General features: G+C 48.8%; 12 protein-coding genes and 2 pseudogenes. 5 read left to right on the top strand and 9 right to left on the bottom strand.

Annotated features, from left to right (window positions below):
• The 3 genes and pseudogenes from H3001_RS19870 to H3001_RS12905 all read left to right on the top strand — a co-directional run.
• A pseudogene (locus H3001_RS19870) lies at nucleotides 1-113 on the top strand (ISAon1 family transposase); the annotation flags it as partial.
• Between the two features lie 16 nt (nucleotides 114-129).
• Nucleotides 130-1,302 (top strand): annotated as a pseudogene (locus H3001_RS12900) (TonB-dependent receptor domain-containing protein); the annotation flags it as partial.
• A gap of 27 nt (nucleotides 1,303-1,329) precedes the next feature.
• A complete protein-coding gene (locus H3001_RS12905) occupies nucleotides 1,330-2,838 on the top strand; it encodes a RagB/SusD family nutrient uptake outer membrane protein (RefSeq protein WP_178244049.1) in 1,509 nt (502 codons plus the stop codon).
• 141 nt (nucleotides 2,839-2,979) lie between these two features.
• Here H3001_RS12905 and H3001_RS12910 read toward each other — a convergent pair whose 3' ends face one another.
• Together H3001_RS12910 and H3001_RS12915 are read right to left on the bottom strand one after the other, a co-directional pair.
• Nucleotides 2,980-3,459, bottom strand: a complete 480-nt coding sequence (locus H3001_RS12910) for an S-ribosylhomocysteine lyase (RefSeq protein WP_181215144.1) — start codon at nucleotides 3,457-3,459, stop codon at nucleotides 2,980-2,982.
• A 58-nt stretch (nucleotides 3,460-3,517) separates the two neighbouring features.
• Nucleotides 3,518-4,213 carry a 5'-methylthioadenosine/adenosylhomocysteine nucleosidase gene (locus H3001_RS12915; RefSeq protein WP_178244047.1) on the bottom strand — a complete coding sequence of 232 codons (696 nt, stop codon included), beginning with the start codon at nucleotides 4,211-4,213 and terminating at the stop codon, nucleotides 3,518-3,520.
• A 98-nt stretch (nucleotides 4,214-4,311) separates the two neighbouring features.
• Here H3001_RS12915 and H3001_RS12920 point away from each other — a divergent pair, with 98 nt between their 5' ends.
• The gene (locus H3001_RS12920) at nucleotides 4,312-6,804 is read left to right on the top strand and encodes a YfhO family protein (protein ID WP_181215145.1); all 2,493 of its coding nucleotides are present in this window, start codon (nucleotides 4,312-4,314) and stop codon (nucleotides 6,802-6,804) included.
• 92 nt (nucleotides 6,805-6,896) lie between these two features.
• Here H3001_RS12920 and H3001_RS12925 read toward each other — a convergent pair whose 3' ends face one another.
• From H3001_RS12925 to H3001_RS12935, 3 genes are read right to left on the bottom strand one after another with little or no spacing between them, the layout of a single operon-like run.
• Nucleotides 6,897-7,655 (bottom strand): glycosyltransferase family 2 protein, encoded by a 759-nt coding sequence (locus H3001_RS12925; protein WP_181215146.1) that lies wholly within the window; start codon nucleotides 7,653-7,655, stop codon nucleotides 6,897-6,899.
• Nucleotides 7,648-8,910, bottom strand: a complete 1,263-nt coding sequence (locus H3001_RS12930) for a glycosyltransferase family 4 protein (protein WP_178244044.1) — start codon at nucleotides 8,908-8,910, stop codon at nucleotides 7,648-7,650. Before H3001_RS12930 ends, H3001_RS12925 begins: the two co-directional genes overlap by 8 nt.
• Nucleotides 8,907-10,166 carry a glycosyltransferase gene (locus H3001_RS12935; RefSeq protein WP_181215147.1) on the bottom strand — a complete coding sequence of 420 codons (1,260 nt, stop codon included), beginning with the start codon at nucleotides 10,164-10,166 and terminating at the stop codon, nucleotides 8,907-8,909. Before H3001_RS12935 ends, H3001_RS12930 begins: the two co-directional genes overlap by 4 nt.
• 180 nt (nucleotides 10,167-10,346) lie before the next feature.
• Here H3001_RS12935 and H3001_RS12940 point away from each other — a divergent pair, with 180 nt between their 5' ends.
• Nucleotides 10,347-11,180, top strand: coding sequence for an O-fucosyltransferase family protein (locus H3001_RS12940; RefSeq protein ID WP_181215148.1), 834 nt, complete (start codon nucleotides 10,347-10,349; stop codon nucleotides 11,178-11,180).
• Nucleotides 11,181-11,186: 6 nt separating this feature from the next.
• Here H3001_RS12940 and H3001_RS12945 read toward each other — a convergent pair whose 3' ends face one another.
• Genes H3001_RS12945 through H3001_RS12960 form a run of 4 tightly spaced genes read right to left on the bottom strand, consistent with a single transcriptional unit; the run spans nucleotide 11,187 to nucleotide 15,408 of the window.
• The gene (locus H3001_RS12945; protein WP_181215163.1) at nucleotides 11,187-12,101 is read right to left on the bottom strand and encodes a glycosyltransferase; all 915 of its coding nucleotides are present in this window, start codon (nucleotides 12,099-12,101) and stop codon (nucleotides 11,187-11,189) included.
• 26 nt (nucleotides 12,102-12,127) lie between these two features.
• The gene (locus H3001_RS12950) at nucleotides 12,128-13,144 is read right to left on the bottom strand and encodes a glycosyltransferase family protein (RefSeq protein WP_181215149.1); all 1,017 of its coding nucleotides are present in this window, start codon (nucleotides 13,142-13,144) and stop codon (nucleotides 12,128-12,130) included.
• A gap of 12 nt (nucleotides 13,145-13,156) precedes the next feature.
• Nucleotides 13,157-13,960, bottom strand: coding sequence for a DUF5672 family protein (locus H3001_RS12955; protein ID WP_181215150.1), 804 nt, complete (start codon nucleotides 13,958-13,960; stop codon nucleotides 13,157-13,159).
• The gene (locus tag H3001_RS12960; protein WP_181215151.1) at nucleotides 13,957-15,408 is read right to left on the bottom strand and encodes a lipopolysaccharide biosynthesis protein; all 1,452 of its coding nucleotides are present in this window, start codon (nucleotides 15,406-15,408) and stop codon (nucleotides 13,957-13,959) included. Before H3001_RS12960 ends, H3001_RS12955 begins: the two co-directional genes overlap by 4 nt.
• Nucleotides 15,409-15,480 lie beyond the last annotated feature (72 nt).

Raw genomic sequence — 15,480 nt, forward strand, 5'->3', positions numbered from 1 at the left:
TTGCTGAATCATTCAATGCTAAAATCAAACTCTTTAGAGCGAATCTCAGGGGAGTTGTTGACAAGAAGTTTTTCTTATTCCGCATTGCGAACTTATATGCATATCCCCACTAAAAAGCTACTGACCCGTAACCAGGCCGTAGAAGCCTATCGCATCTATTCGAAACTGGAACCGGTAAGAAACAGTGACGGAAGTACATCTTATAAAATTTCACGTCCGGCAGCTCCTTATCTGAAATGGGAACGAAACGATCAGGTAAACGTCGGAGTCGACTTCGGAACCTTGAACGGCCGACTGAGGATTACAGCAGACTGGTATCAGAAATACTCAAAGGACATCTTGCTGGAAGTGGCTCAGCCTACTCACATGGGATATCCGGGCTTGCTGATGAATGCCGGTGAAATTAAGAATACAGGTATTGAGTTTACAATCAGTGCCGATCCGTTTACAGGTAAAAATTTCAGCTGGCACAGCGACCTGACCCTTTCACACAATAAAGGTATCTTTAATAAAATTCCGACAGCCAACCACAGACAGCAGCAGGCAGGAAAATACCAGAACGTACTCTTCCAAATGATTGAAGGGGAAAAACTTGGAACTTTCTGGGGATATACATTTGAAGGAGTATGGCAGGAAAATGAAGTAAATGCTCCCTTTATTGATGCCAACGGACAGCCCAATGGAAAAACTAACGGAGAAGTATATAAGGTAGTAGCCGGAAATTCCAAATATACAGATGTCAATAAGGACGGTTTGCTTAATGACAAGGACCAGGGGGTAATCGGTTGCGGACAGCCGACCTTCAACTGGGGATGGAACAATACATTCAATATCCGGAATTTCGATTTATCATTCTTCCTGGTAGGATTCCACGGTTTCGACATTTACAATGCAACTCACCAGATGGGATTCAACTTAGTAGAAGGCCAGAACATGGCTGTAGTAACTCCAATACGTGATTATCTTGACCGATGGACACCACAGCATACAGACACCAATGTACCGGGATTTGTAAAGGGAGGTACTGAGGCTAAAGTATTCAGCAGCAGATTTGTAGAAAACGGCAGTTTCATTAAGATGAAAAGCATCACCCTGGGATATACTCTGCCCGATGCAACCTGCCGGACACTGGGTATTAACAACCTGCGTATCTATGCTTCGGTACAGAACCCGTTCCACATCACCAGCTACTCGGGTCTCGATCCAGAAGCGACCTTAGGAAGTCCGCTCGTACAGGGAGTAGACTGGGCAGCCTATCCTAACAGCCGTAACTATTTATTGGGATTGAATTTCTCATTTTGATTACTAACCTAAACTAATACAAAGAATATGAAAAAATTAGCTTATATAGCCACTATGGTATGCGGTCTGACACTGGCTGGAACGTCTTGTGTTGACCTGGACCAAGAACCGCAATCGTTCATCACAGAAGAAGATTATTTTGAAACGATGGATGTGAAAGCCATCGAACAGGCAGCTTCCGGACTCTATAATAATTTATGGGCTCAAAATTATGGGTTCAATTGCCGTATTCAGCGAATGAACGTATGTGCGGATGATATTACTTACCGGGCTGCCAAAGCGAACAACCCACTGGCATTGTATGACCGTCTGTCTCCCAATACCATCGAGAATGCCCAAGACCTGGACATCAGCTGGAGCCTGTTTTTCACTGTTATCAACAATGCCAACAAACTTATCAACAAAACCAAGGCCCCGTCCAATCCTGAAGATGCAAAGAAGTATAACGAAGTAATCGGAGAAGCTTACTTCCTCCGCGGATTATCTTATTTCTATCTGGTCCGTATCTTTGGAGACGTACCTTTGATTCTAAAGGATGAAGATGCTTCTCTTCATATGCCTAGAACTGCAGTAGCTACCGTATACGAACAGGGAATCATTCCTAGTCTGAAAGAAGCAGCCCGCCTGTTACCCTCCAAAAGCCGCAGCGGATTCAGCTCCACACCTTCCCTATGGGCAGCCAAGGCTTGTCTGGCAGATGCTTATATGACAATGGCAGGCTGGCCGCTGAAGAAAGGGACAGAATATTACAAACTGGCAGCAACTACGGCAGAAGAAATTATTGATCATGCAGGAGAGGCAGGTCTGAAGCTGACTGCATCCTACGCCGATCTGTGGAAAGAAGCTAATAAAGAACAGGCAAACGAAATCATGTTTGCCCTTCACCACAGTGCCAAAATGAAAACAGCCAGCAATTACGGCACATCATACTATCCCAGTGATTTTGCTCCTAATGCCGGATGGGCAGATTACTATGCCAATGAGGCATTTTACTTAAAATATCCAGATGACACACGTAAAGAATGGAACTTCATGACACAGTGGAACACCAAAAACGGTATGGTCACTTATCAGCAAAGTGCAGATAAGCTTCCGGCAATTTCAAAATATTATGATTACAACGAAGGAGCTCCCGGAAAAAGTGCCCAGGCCAATGGTATCACCTGTATCTACCGATATGCCGAAGTATTGCTGATGTATGCCGAAGCTTCTACCCGGGCAAACAACACTGTAAGTGAAAAAGCGTTGGAGCAGCTGCAGGAAGTGCAAAAACGTGCACAAGGATATCCTGAAAATCCGACACTGACCGAAACAACCGACCCTCAGGCATTCTTGAAGGCCGTTTCAGATGAGCGTGGATGGGAATTCTTTGCAGAGATGAAGCGCTGGTTCGAACTGGTCCGTCTGGAAAAAGTGAGCGAAGTAAAACAGGCTCAGTGGAACGGTTCAATATTCCAGTCGTTTAACCACTACTACTTCCCTATTCCTCATCAGCAGATTGAACTGACCGGCTGGCAAAACAATCCGGGATATTAATCTGGAAAATACAATTTAAAATCATCACTTATATAAATACCACAAAGAAAGCCGCTCCGGTACTTACCGGAACGGCTTTTATTCATTGACAGGGTATCAGCTATCATCGCCCGCCCTGCTCTTTATTGTTTCTGTAATACCTCACCCCGGATAATTCAGATTGGCCTCTGTAGCCTGTTCCAGTACCTCTTCGAGGTATTTGGCAGCCTCCCAGCGAGCCATCGGAAGATTCATCATCAGATAGTTACCGCAGTCCTTGGCACTGGCTCCCGGCACTTCACCTTCGTAGTCGGTAATGAAACGAAAGGTTTCTTTCATCAGAGGAAGGATATCAGCCGAGGTCAAATCGCCCTTCACTACCAGGTAATTTCCGGTAAGGCATCCCATCGGTCCCCAGTAGATAATCTTATCAGCCCATACCGGATGATTGCGCAGGAAAGTCGCAGCCAGATGTTCCATGGTATGAATGGCCGAAGGGCTCAAAGCCGGCTCACGGTTGGGCTCCTTCATGCGGATATCGAAAGTGGTCACCACTTCATTGCCTACTTCATCCTTACGGGATACATAAATGCCCCGTAACAGACGGATATGATCGACTGTAAAACTAGGTATCTTTTTCATAACTCATCGTTTAATTAGACATGAATATATATGTTTTCCGTTCTGTACTGCAGCCTTCTTACAGACGGTTGGGCAACGCCTTCAGGAAAGTCTCTGTTACCCGGAACGAACGGTCGGCCATCTCTCCCCAGAAATTCTGATACTGCTCGAAATGCTTGTCGGCACCCGGAGTATCGCTGATGATACGGAAGCTGATGAAAGGCACTTCATACAGGTAGCATACCTGTGCAATGGCAGCCGATTCCATATCGACAGCCAGCCCTTCGGGGAAGTTTCCCTTGATGACATTCAGTTCACTGCGGTCGGTAACAAACTTATCACCGCTACAGATCAGACCGCCATGAATGGCCGTTTCCGTATCCAATGAGAGTGCACATTCGAACAAGGTCTCATTTCCCTTGAAAAAAGTGGGAAGTCCTTGAATCTGGCCGTAAGCATTGCCTTCGCCGCACCATACGTCGTGGTATACAATCTGCTGGCTGACTACCACGTCCATGACTTTCAGGCAGGTATCGATTCCTCCGGCCACTCCGGTACTGATGATACAGTCGGGATGGAAATTACGGATCATCTCCACTGCACCAGCAGCAGCATTCACCTTACCGATTCCACATTGCATCAATACAACCGTATTCGACCGGATATTTCCTTCTACATAAGTAAACGGGCCTTCCTTCCGCTCCGTTTTGTTTTCCAACTGGCTTGCCAACTGCTTCTGTTCAGAAGACATGGCGGTAATGATTCCTATTTTCATGTGTATTTTTATGATTTTCGAAGACAAAGTTACTATTTTTCATGGACTATTGTGTTATCTTTGCCAATCGAAAACATTAATTAATAAACTGCTATACGATGAACTTACTGAAAAAATTACTTCCTGATATTGTAGCAGTTGTGCTTTTTATCGTGATCTCTTTTGCCTATTTCTATCCGGCAGTCACCGAAGGACGTGTCCTGGCACAACATGATACAACAGCAGGTATCGGAGCGGGCCAAGAAGCCAAGGCGTTTCAAGAACAGACCGGAGAGACGACCCGCTGGACCAACGCACTGTTCGGAGGAATGCCGACGTATCAGATTTCTCCCAGCTACCCTTCCAGCCGTACGCTGAACGGGATACAAAACCTGTATCATCTGTATCTTCCGGGATGTACCTGGTATGTGTTTATCCTGCTGATAGGCTTCTATATTCTGCTGAGAGCCTTCAACTTTAAGGTATGGATGTCGGCCCTGGGCGCGATTATCTGGGCCTTTTCTTCTTATTTCTTCATCATTATTGCGGCCGGACACATCTGGAAGCTGGTTACGCTGGCCTACATCCCTCCCACAATAGCGGGTATGGTATGGATATACAGGGGAAAATACGGTCTCGGGGGACTGGTAACGGCCTTGTTCGTAGCCCTGCAGATTGCTTCGAACCACTTGCAGATGACATATTATTTCCTGTTTGTAATGCTCTTCATGGCCATAGCCTTCGGGGTATCGGCCTGGCAGAAAAAAGAATTACCTAAGTTCGTAAAGAGTTCCGCAGTGCTGGTCATTGCCGGACTGGTGGGTATCTGCATCAACTTGTCGAACCTCTATCATACGTACCAGTACAGCAAGGAAAGTATGCGTGGAAAAAGCGAACTGGTCAAGGAGAACTCGGCCAATCAGACTTCCAGCGGACTGGAGCGCGACTATATCACGCAGTGGAGCTACGGCATCGGAGAGACTTTCTCCCTGCTGGTGCCTAACGTGAAAGGAGGAGCCTCTGTACCCCTCTCACAGAACGAAAAGGCCATGGAAAAGGCCAATCCTGCTTATATGGGACTGTACAGCCAACTGGGACAGTACTGGGGTGAACAGCCGGGAACGGCGGGACCGGTATATGTCGGAGCCTTCGTCATGTTCCTCTTTATACTGGGATGCATGATTGTCAAGGGACCGATGAAATGGGCCCTGGTGGCAGGAACCGTCTTCTCTATCGTACTTTCATGGGGAAAGAACTTCATGGGAGTGACCGATTTCTTCATTGATTATGTACCGATGTACAATAAATTCCGTGCAGTCTCTTCCATCCTGGTCATTGCCGAATTCACCATTCCGCTGCTGGCCATCATGGCGCTGAAAGAGATTATAGACCGTCCTGCGGTGCTGAAGGAACGGGCCAAGGCTTTCTATCTGAGTCTGGGACTCACCGGCGGCCTCTCTCTGCTCTTTGCCCTTGCTCCGCGGTTCTTCTTCTCCAGCTACGTATCCAGCATGGAAATGGGGGCATTGCAGAATGCCATTCCATCGGAACAGCTGGTTCCTATCCTGATGAACCTGGAAGACATGCGCGTCGCCGTCTTTACTTCGGACGCATGGAGAAGCTTCTTCATCATCCTGATCGGTGTGGGCCTGCTTTGGGCTTTCCAGGCCGGCAAACTGACACGCAACTGGCTGGTGGGACTGCTCACCCTGCTCTGCCTGGCTGATATGTGGAGCATCAACAAACGGTACCTGTACGACGGACAATTCGTGGCAAAAGGTTCGGAAATGAAACCGTATCTGTCGCCCTCGGAAACCGACAAGTACATCCTGGCCGACAAGACCCTGGATTTCCGTGTACTGAACCTCGCCGGAAATACGTTCAACGAAAACGAAACCTCTTACTGGCACAAGAGCATCGGAGGCTATCATGCTGCCAAACTGCGCCGGTATCAGGAAATGATAGAAGAACATATCCAGGGAGAAATGGGAAATCTGTTCAAGGAACTACCCGCTGCCGGAGGAGATATGTCGAAGGTTGACGGAACACATTTCCCGGTACTGAACATGCTGAATACACGGTACTTCATTTTCCCGCTCCAGGGAGGCAAGACCGCCCCGATATTGAATCCTTATGCCGGAGGCAATGCCTGGTTTGCCGATGAGGTGAAATACGTGGACAATGCCAACGAGGAAATCGCAGCCTTGCATGAGGTGAATCCGCTGAAAACAGCTGTGGTGGACAAAAAATTTGCCGATATCGTCACACAGACGGTTGCTGACAGTACCGCTCAGGTTACCCTGACTTCCTACAAGCCCAACGAACTGATTTATCAGGTAACCTCGGCACAGGGAGGTACGGTGGTATTCTCTGAAATCTACTATCCGGGATGGCAGGCGTTCGTAGACGACCAGGAAGCGCCGCACGGACGTGCCAACTACATCCTCCGTGCCATGCACGTACCTGCCGGCACACATACGGTACGCTTTGTCTTCGACCCGCAGTCACTGCATGTCACCGAAACCGTCGCTTTCAGTGCCCTGGCTCTCTTGCTGCTGGCCGTCCTCTTCATAGCCGGACAGGCCATCCGAAACCAGCGGCAGAAGTCCTGATGCATATCCATAAACAATTACAGGCCGGTCTTTCAGAACGTATGGTTTCTGAAAGACCGGCCTGTATATTATATATCCCGGCGGAGACTCCGCTATTTTTTCCAGCACAGACGAAATACAAAGCCGATATGGCGCACCACTGTACTCAGCGTACCGTAATGCTTGCACATGATATGAAAACGCTCTTTCAGCGAAGCTTTGTGGTTGCGGGTAGTCATCCCCTCGCTCAGGTAATCAATCAGCACGAGATGAGTATTATGCAGTAAACGGCTCTGTTTCATGACCCGTATGCACCAGTCGAAATCGGCTGAAAAACGATAGTGCAGATCGTAAGGCACAGCCTTCTCACGCTTAGCAAAAAACGCCTGATGGCAAACCAGCATTCCCTGTCTGAAGCTTTTCCAGTCGAGCTGCTCCGGAGCCGACAGGCGGCGCATCCGAAGGAAATGTCCTTCCCCGTCTACAATCGCCGTTTCTCCGTAAATCACATCCGGCAGTTCGCTGCAGTCCGACAAAGAGTGTACCATCTGACACAAGGTATCGTCTTCGTGAAAGGCATCACCTGCGTTCAGAAAACACACATAATCGCCCGTAGCCAGCTTCAGTCCTTTATTCATGGCATCATACAGCCCCTTATCGGGTTCGCTCACCACCGTGTGGATATGCGACTGGTAACGCTGGACAATATCCAGCGTATGGTCGGAAGATTTCCCGTCCACGATGATGTACTCTACGTTCTTGTAAGTCTGAGTAATCACACTCTGTATGGTATCCTCCAGCACACTTCCGGCATTATAGGTCACGGTAATGACCGAAAACTTGGGATGAAAACGATGGGTAAAATTATGCATTGCTACCTGTTATCTGATTATAAATTTGAATATACTGTCTGGCGACAATCTGCTCCGAATAAGTACCGACGGCTTTCCGGCGGGCCTCGTAACTGAGACTTTCGTAATCGCCTTCGGTCAGCGACCAGTGAATGCCGTTGGCCAGGTCTCCGGCCGACTTATACTGGGCTACGTAGCCGTTATGAAGGTGATCGATCATCTGCGGGATACCGCCTACATTAAATCCGACACAAGGAACTCCACAGGCCATGGCCTCCACAATGGTATTCGGCAGGTTGTCCTGCAACGAGGGAGTAATGAACAGGTCGACCGCATTGTACATGACAGGGAGTTCTTTCTCGCTGCTCATATAGTCGATGCAATATACCGGGAAAGGAAACAGTGAAGCATACTGCTGGGATTCCTGGCCCAAGACCACAATTCCCAGTGACTCCGAAAATTCAGGGAAATCTTTCTGCATGATAAGGCAGGCCTCGATCAGGTAATCGATTCCTTTCCGCTTATCGGTTATCTTCATGGAACTGAACAGCAGGAGTTTCTTTCCGGAAGGAAGATGCAGTTTGCGACGGGCTGCTTCCTGGTCGGCCGGACGGAACAGGTTCGTATTAATGGCATTGGGAATATTGGTAATCTTGCATCCGGCAGCCAGTGCACTCTGACCGACTACCCCTTCCAGCCAACGGCTGCAGGTCACAAAAGTCAGATTAGCCGACTGATAAATCTCCTGTTTACGGCGGAAAACCTGATGCGACAGGTCCTGGCGCTTCGGATGAACGAGCATCGGACAACTGTGACAGGCCTCCTGGTAGCGGTTACATTCGTTGGCATAATGACAGATACCGGTGATCGGCCACATGTCGTGCAGGGTCCATACCACAGGCTTTCCCGACTGAAAGATTTTCTGCAAGTCGTTCAAGGACAACATTCCCTGATTAATCCAGTTGAGGTGAATGACGTCAGCCTGCGTAAATTCAGGCAGGGAGGTGATATCGGTTCCGGTGTTTGCGATGTCCACGGCCATCAGGTTGTGCCGCTTGAAGCCATTGGCCATCCAGATAACCAGACGCTCCCAGATAAACTGCCATACCTTCCACCACGACTTCCGCAAGGGAACCACCGTCACCTGGTCCGTCTGCTTGTCACGTACCAGCATCTTCGCCTTGATTCCACTGCTTTTCAACGCCTCCATCAACCGGTAGGTGGCAATCGCCGGCCCTCCTTTTCGCTCAAATGTATTAATCAGTAATATTCTCATCTTATTCTCATCAAATTCGTGTATAACTCCTGATAAGCCGAAGCGACTACAGCTATATCGTATTTTTGCTTTACATATTCCCTCAATGATGCTTTCGGTATGGCGGCTCCTTCCGTAAAGGCCCACCATATTCCTTCTGCCAGACTTTCTTCGGACAGGTAATCGGCCAGATAGCCGTTCTCCCGATGACGGATGATACCGCTTTGTCCGCTGTTGCCGAACGATACGGGAAGGCATCCGCAGGCCTGCGCCTCAATCAGTGTCTGACCGAAAGTTTCGTAATAGGAAGCAGAGACCAGCACATCAGCCGAAGCATACAGACGGCTCAGCTGGTCTGTACTGTTCACACTGCCCATATAGGTGTATGGAACCGTGATTTTCCGGAACCATTCGGGCTGTTTCATGTGACCGAACAATACCAGATGTATCTGTGAGGCCAGTTCCGGATGAACGGAAACCAGGCGGTCCAGGCTCTTTAAAAACAAGGGAAATCCTTTAATGGGATCGTCTATACGGGCAGCCCCGAAAAGTATGATTTTCTTATCGGAAGGCAAGTGGCAGATTTTCCGGCTTTCCGCTGCCGGATACATGGTAAAATCCTTCATCGACAAGGTATTGGGAATCACAGAAACCGGAAGTCCGGACAAGAGGCGGCTCTGCATGGCCTTTTGCTGCAACCAGGTACTTACGGCCACAAAATGTACCTTGGCGTCCTGAAGCAGTTGCTGCTTCTTCCGAAAGACCCGTACAGAAAGATCGTTGGTACCGGGAACACGCAGATACGGACAATGCTGGCACTGGGTTTCAAAACGGCGGCACTGGTAGGCATGGTGACAAATGGCCGTGCATTCCCACATATCGTGCATGGTCCATACCACCGGTTTGCCGCAATGAAGAATCCGGTCAATTTCCTTCAGAGAAAGCATTCCCTGGTTTACCCAGTTGAGATGAATGATGTCTGCCTCCTGAAAAGCCGGCAGCGAAGTGACAGACAGTCCGGCAGAAGCAGTAGACACCTTAAACAGGTATTTCCGGCTGAAGCGGTTACTGATCCATATCCCCAGACGCTCCGACAAAAATGCCCACTTCCGCCGCAGACGACTGCCCACCTGGATGACGTAAGGTTTGTCGCTCTGCTTGTGCATGACTGCCATTTCCGCAGTCACTCCGGCCGCCCTCAACGCCTCCATTAACCGGTTGGCCGCAACCGCAGCCCCTCCTATCTGTTCGGAAGTATTAACGATAAGTACTCTCATGACATTTGTCGGTTAATTTGAGTACAAAGGTACATTATTCTTTGTTTTGAATATACGAAACGCTTTTTATTTTTCACCGGAAAACAACAGAAAGATAAAATCCTTGTTTTTTAATCTTCCCGCTGTTTTCCTACGAGTAAAATCCTTATCTTTGCCCCGTATAACCCCAAATGCAGTTTGATGAAAAAGTTGTTTTTTGTACCCGTAGGAGGCTTGGGAAACCGCATGCGTGCCATTGCCTCAGCCGTAAGCCTGGCGCAGCACCGCAGGCTTTCCGTTCATGTAGGATGGTTTCAGGACTGGGCGCTGAATGCCCCTTTTTCATCATTGTTCGAGACGCCGGAGATTGCCGGACTGAAAATAGAGGATGTCCCGGGTATTTTCTACCTGACCCTGGACCGGCCCCGGAAAAAGAATCTCTATCTGCCCCGGCTGTTCCAGCACTTTCTGTTCGACCAGTGTATCTACGAAGAGGAAATGGATCAATGGTACCAGAAAAAGACCGACTTCAATACTTTCCCGTTCAAGGGAGAAGCGGTTTATATGGCAACCTACCAGCCTTTCTTCCCATACGAACGGACCTTGCTGACACAATTGTTCCAGCTGAATGCTCCGCTCCGCAAACGACTCGACAGCCGTTTGCAGGATTTCTCGGCACACACAATCGGGGTACACGTACGACGGACGGACAACCAGGCTTCGATACAACAGAGTCCGCTCGAACTCTTTTTCGAGGCCATCGATAAGGAACTGGAGGCCAATGCTGAATTATCGGTCTTTCTGGCTACGGATTCCGAAGCTGTCAAAGCAGACATGCGGAAACGCTACGGAAAGCGTATCCTGACTGCGGAAGCGGCTGCCGACCGGAACTCTGTCAGCGGCATACAGGACGGCATTCTCGACCTTTATACCCTGGCCGGCACCCGCCGGATCTACGGATCTTTCCGGAGTTCCTTCTCAGAACTGGCTGCCGAACTGGGCAACATTCCGTTGACTACGGTACTGAAAAAATAACTGGAATCAGGCCCCGAAATCTCCTTTCAAGGTCCTTTTGATACGACGCAATGCCTTTGCCCAAAAGTTATTGGTGCGATAGTAATAGCGTTCAAAGGCCTTTCGTGCCTGTAAATCTTCTTGTATCGGGGTAATCTGTCGTACAGGAAGGGGCTGCATCCACAGAGTAGAATCGTACAGGCCGCCCCCACCGCAATGGGTCCCGCTGCCGTCAAATCCTGCATTCCGGACCAACGAGCGTCCGACATTCAATGACAGGATATCCTCCAAAAAAAGACTGGCATTCCAACGGATAGCCCATGAGTTGTTCTTGCCCTCTGTCTGACGCCGGAGCATCCGGGTAAAGCCGTACTTACCGTTGAAATCAAACCGACGGGTCAGCCTGCGCTGCTGAAGCTGATGCAGCAGTTCCTTGCCATCGGGGTTGAAATGCTTCCATGCCCGGTCCCAGGTGGCCCACCCCCAACTTCCGGTGAATTTGATCAGAAAAGTATCCGGCAGGGAAGGATCGCCGGTAAAATCACAGGCCTGAATATGCCCTACCCTTTCTTCGTCCTTATATACCTCAAGCGCCTCATTCATAAAACGCAGAAAATAAGGAGACACAATCAGGTCATCCTCCAGTACAATGACCTTTCCGTATGCCTTTACCTGTGCAGTGACTCCATCGATAATGTTCCTTGCCAGTCCCCAGTTTTCAGAGCGCTCTATCACCGTAACCTTTCCGAAACCTTCTGTCTTCCGCGCCAGACGGCGCACCTCTTCCACTGCCTCCTTATCCTTCTCACTCCGGTGGCAGTCGGAATAAATATATAGTTCGCTCTGTGCGGCCAAGTCATTCCTTCTCAAAGAATCGAGCAACTGCCGGGTATGTGCCGGGCGGTTGTACACAAAAAGTAAAACGGGAGCATAAGTATTCATCATATCCAGTTGGTTATTATCAGTTTCTATAGTTGTTGCAAACGTTCCATCAGCCGGGACGCGAAAAAATTCCATCCATTGTCATCCAGGAACTTTCTGTAATCTTCCCAGACCACCGGTTCCTCCTTGAAGCGACTTACCAGGCCGGGAATCTCTTCCAATTCCCTGAACGTATATACTTTCAGCAATTTCTCATGCGAATAGTCGTTGAAGGAGCCTACAGACGGACCGATTACCTTGGCGCCGAAAGAAAGGGAATCCATCAGCATCCCCGAACTGAGGATGGACTGAGGAGCATAAGGAGCCAATACAAAATGAGACTGTGCCATATATACGGCCAGTTCCTCAAACGAAACTCCCTTGAAAATCTGGGTCACATAGGGAGAGGCATAACGCTCCAGCTGATGGCGTAACGCATCCGAAGGGCATTTCCCCACCATGCAGATACGCAGCTGCAGGGAATGACGCTGTACAAAATCAAGGAACTCACGTACTCCCTTATAAGGAGTAACCGTACCCCATATCAACAGGTCGTATTTCTTTTCAGTGTCAGCCGGCACCAATGACAGCCGGTTTCGTGTAGGATGGTGCAGAAAAAGTACCTTTCCTGCCGCATAAGGATATCTCTCCTTCACAAGGTCTACTCCTTCCAGTGAATGCGTCAGAATCAGGTCGGCACGCCGGGAAATAAACCGTGCCAGGAAACGCTTCAAGCCCTCGTATCCGACGGTATGCGGACGACGGTTATGAAGTACCCACACCACTTTTCTCCCCGACAATTTCAGCCAAAGAATCAGCAGACAGGCAATAATGGCCTGCAAGGGACCGTATTTATAGTCAGGAATGCTCTCAAACCAGTTGAAAATATACACCTTCCCCCAATTTTTCCGTGCCAGCAGACTAATCAAGGGGTTCTTATGAGGGGCATTGACCACCTGCGCTTTTCCACTCGCATTAAGGGCAGCTATGAAATCCTTGATATAAGGATTGGAAGTCTGATCGGTACCCTGTTTCAAATTGGGATAAATGCAACATTTCATCATCGGTCTCCGTATTTATTCGTGAATAAACTCCTTGTAAAACTCCTGATATTCATTTTTCAGGAAAGCGTGGCATCCAAAGGGCAGACGGCCTGTCAACCGATACAGGTACGACGGACGCTCCTCGAAGGAAAAATACATGGCTTCGCGGGTAGAAGGAATCTTCCATTTCAGCGTGCTGTCTCCCAGCATGGCATAAAACAGGTCTTCATTGTGATTCAGCCAGGCTCCGGTATAATCAGCCACCCGGTTATGCTTTCCCATAAAGCGCTGCAGGGCCATCGGCAGTCTGTGCAAAGGTCCGCGGTACCGGTAGTATCTCCAGATACCCCTCCAGGTAAGAATCCTTCCCTCATGCTCGAACAGGCGGATAAAAGAGGCGATTTTTCTCAGAGAAAAACCTCCGTTGCCACAGTTGTTCCAGTCCACTTCCCGGTTCAGTTTCAGAAAAGGAGCTCCGATATAGTCGTATCCTTTATTGCACCAGTCCATCAGTTCGTCCTGAAAGACATAGGCATCCAACTGATAGATGAGCAGGTATTCCCATTGCCGGAAACGCAGATAAAGCTCCTTTGTCAGCATCAGCCGGTTATACCCGCGCTGACTTTCGAAAAAAGAAGAAGCAAATCCGATGTATTGAAACGTCTGCTGACAGGTTTCAAATACGTGACGATATTCGGACAGATTCAGCGAATCGGGTCCGAACAGACAAATGTCATAATTTCCCAGTACCTTCAGGCACTGACGCAGTGAAAGGGATTCAAAGGAATCCATGGTTTCCTTGTATACAGGAATGGCTATGACAACTTTATTTTTCATCGGTGGAATATTTTACGGATATGTTGAAGGGTCTCCTGCAGCATGACAGACCCCGACAGATACAATAAAGCCAGGTAACAGACACCTACTACCCCAATCTTTCCCAACAGACGGAAATAGATATTCGAAATGCCTTCCGTGGCAAAATAGGCCACGGCAATACCGGCACCCGTAAGGAGGGCAAAAGGCAGGATATCACGGAAAATCAGGTCTTTCAGCCGCAGCGGAATCTGACGGGACAGCACATAGAACCAGACAAAGAACCAGCAGTAGTTGACGACAATGTAGTTGCTCACCATACAAATCAGTCCGTACGGAGCCGACAGATAGATGACCAACAGCTGCACCACATCCAGCAGTACCGTTCCATACATGTATATATTCGATTTTCCCCGGCTGATGATGGCATTGGTAAACAGGTTGTTGATGGGAGTAATGATGCCCCACAGGCAGAACAATTGCATGTAAGGAATACTGTGAGCCCATTTATCGGTTACAGTCACCGATATGAACTCGGGAGCCACAAAGGCCAGTCCCAGCATGGCCGGACAGGCTACGTAGGCCACGAAGCGTACCAGCTTGCGGAACACCTGCTGCTGACGCTCGGGAGTATCGGCCACCTGCGCCAGTACCGGCTGGGAGACGTTGTTGACCATTCCCCAGATAACACTGTAGGCAATGTATCCCCATTTGTATCCCTGTGCATAGTATCCGGTCTGAGACTTGGTATAGAAACGACCGATTAAAATGGAAAAGATATTGTTGTTCAGAATATTGAAAAGTCCTGTCAGCAACAGTTTGATACTGAACGGGAAAAAGGTCCTTAAAGGTTCTATGCTGAACTGAAAGGAAGGACGCCAGGGGGAATAATACCAGCGCATCATGCAACTGACGCATCCCTGTACCACCATCTGCACAATCAGACTCCAATATCCCATTCCTTTCCAGGCCATTGCCACGCCGATAATACACGACAGCACATAAGCCGTCAAGTCGGCCTTGGCCCGCTCCTTGACCATCAGTTTCTTGATGATAATGGCATTGTGTACCGTACACGTACATCCGAACAGGAACCAGATGAACATCACCCGTGCTCCCCAAAGCAGTTCGGGAGCATGATAGAACTCGGCAATCCAGGGAGCCGCCAGGTAACCGGCCATATAGAGCAGGCAACCCATGGAACAACTGAACCAGAAAACCGAATTGTAATCTTTGTCGGTAGCCTTCTTCTTATTGATCAGTGCCACAATAAAACCACTCTCCTGGAGCAGTGCGGCCAGAGAGGTAAAGACAATCAGCATATTGAACAGTCCGTAATCATCGGGAGACAATATACGGGCCAGACATATTCCAAACAGCAGGCTCAACAACTGCTGCATGCCGTTGCTGAGAGCCCCCCAAAAAAGCCCTTTTGCCGTCTTCTCTTTCAGCGTCTGTTCATCTGCCATACTCTCTTATTGTGTTACTTAAAAATAGGAGACAGTCCTTCTTACCAAGAGGGACTGTCTTCTGAAAAATAC

The sequence above is a fragment of the Phocaeicola faecicola genome (assembly GCF_013618865.1).
GTDB classification, from domain to species: Bacteria; Bacteroidota; Bacteroidia; order Bacteroidales; family Bacteroidaceae; genus Phocaeicola; species Phocaeicola faecicola.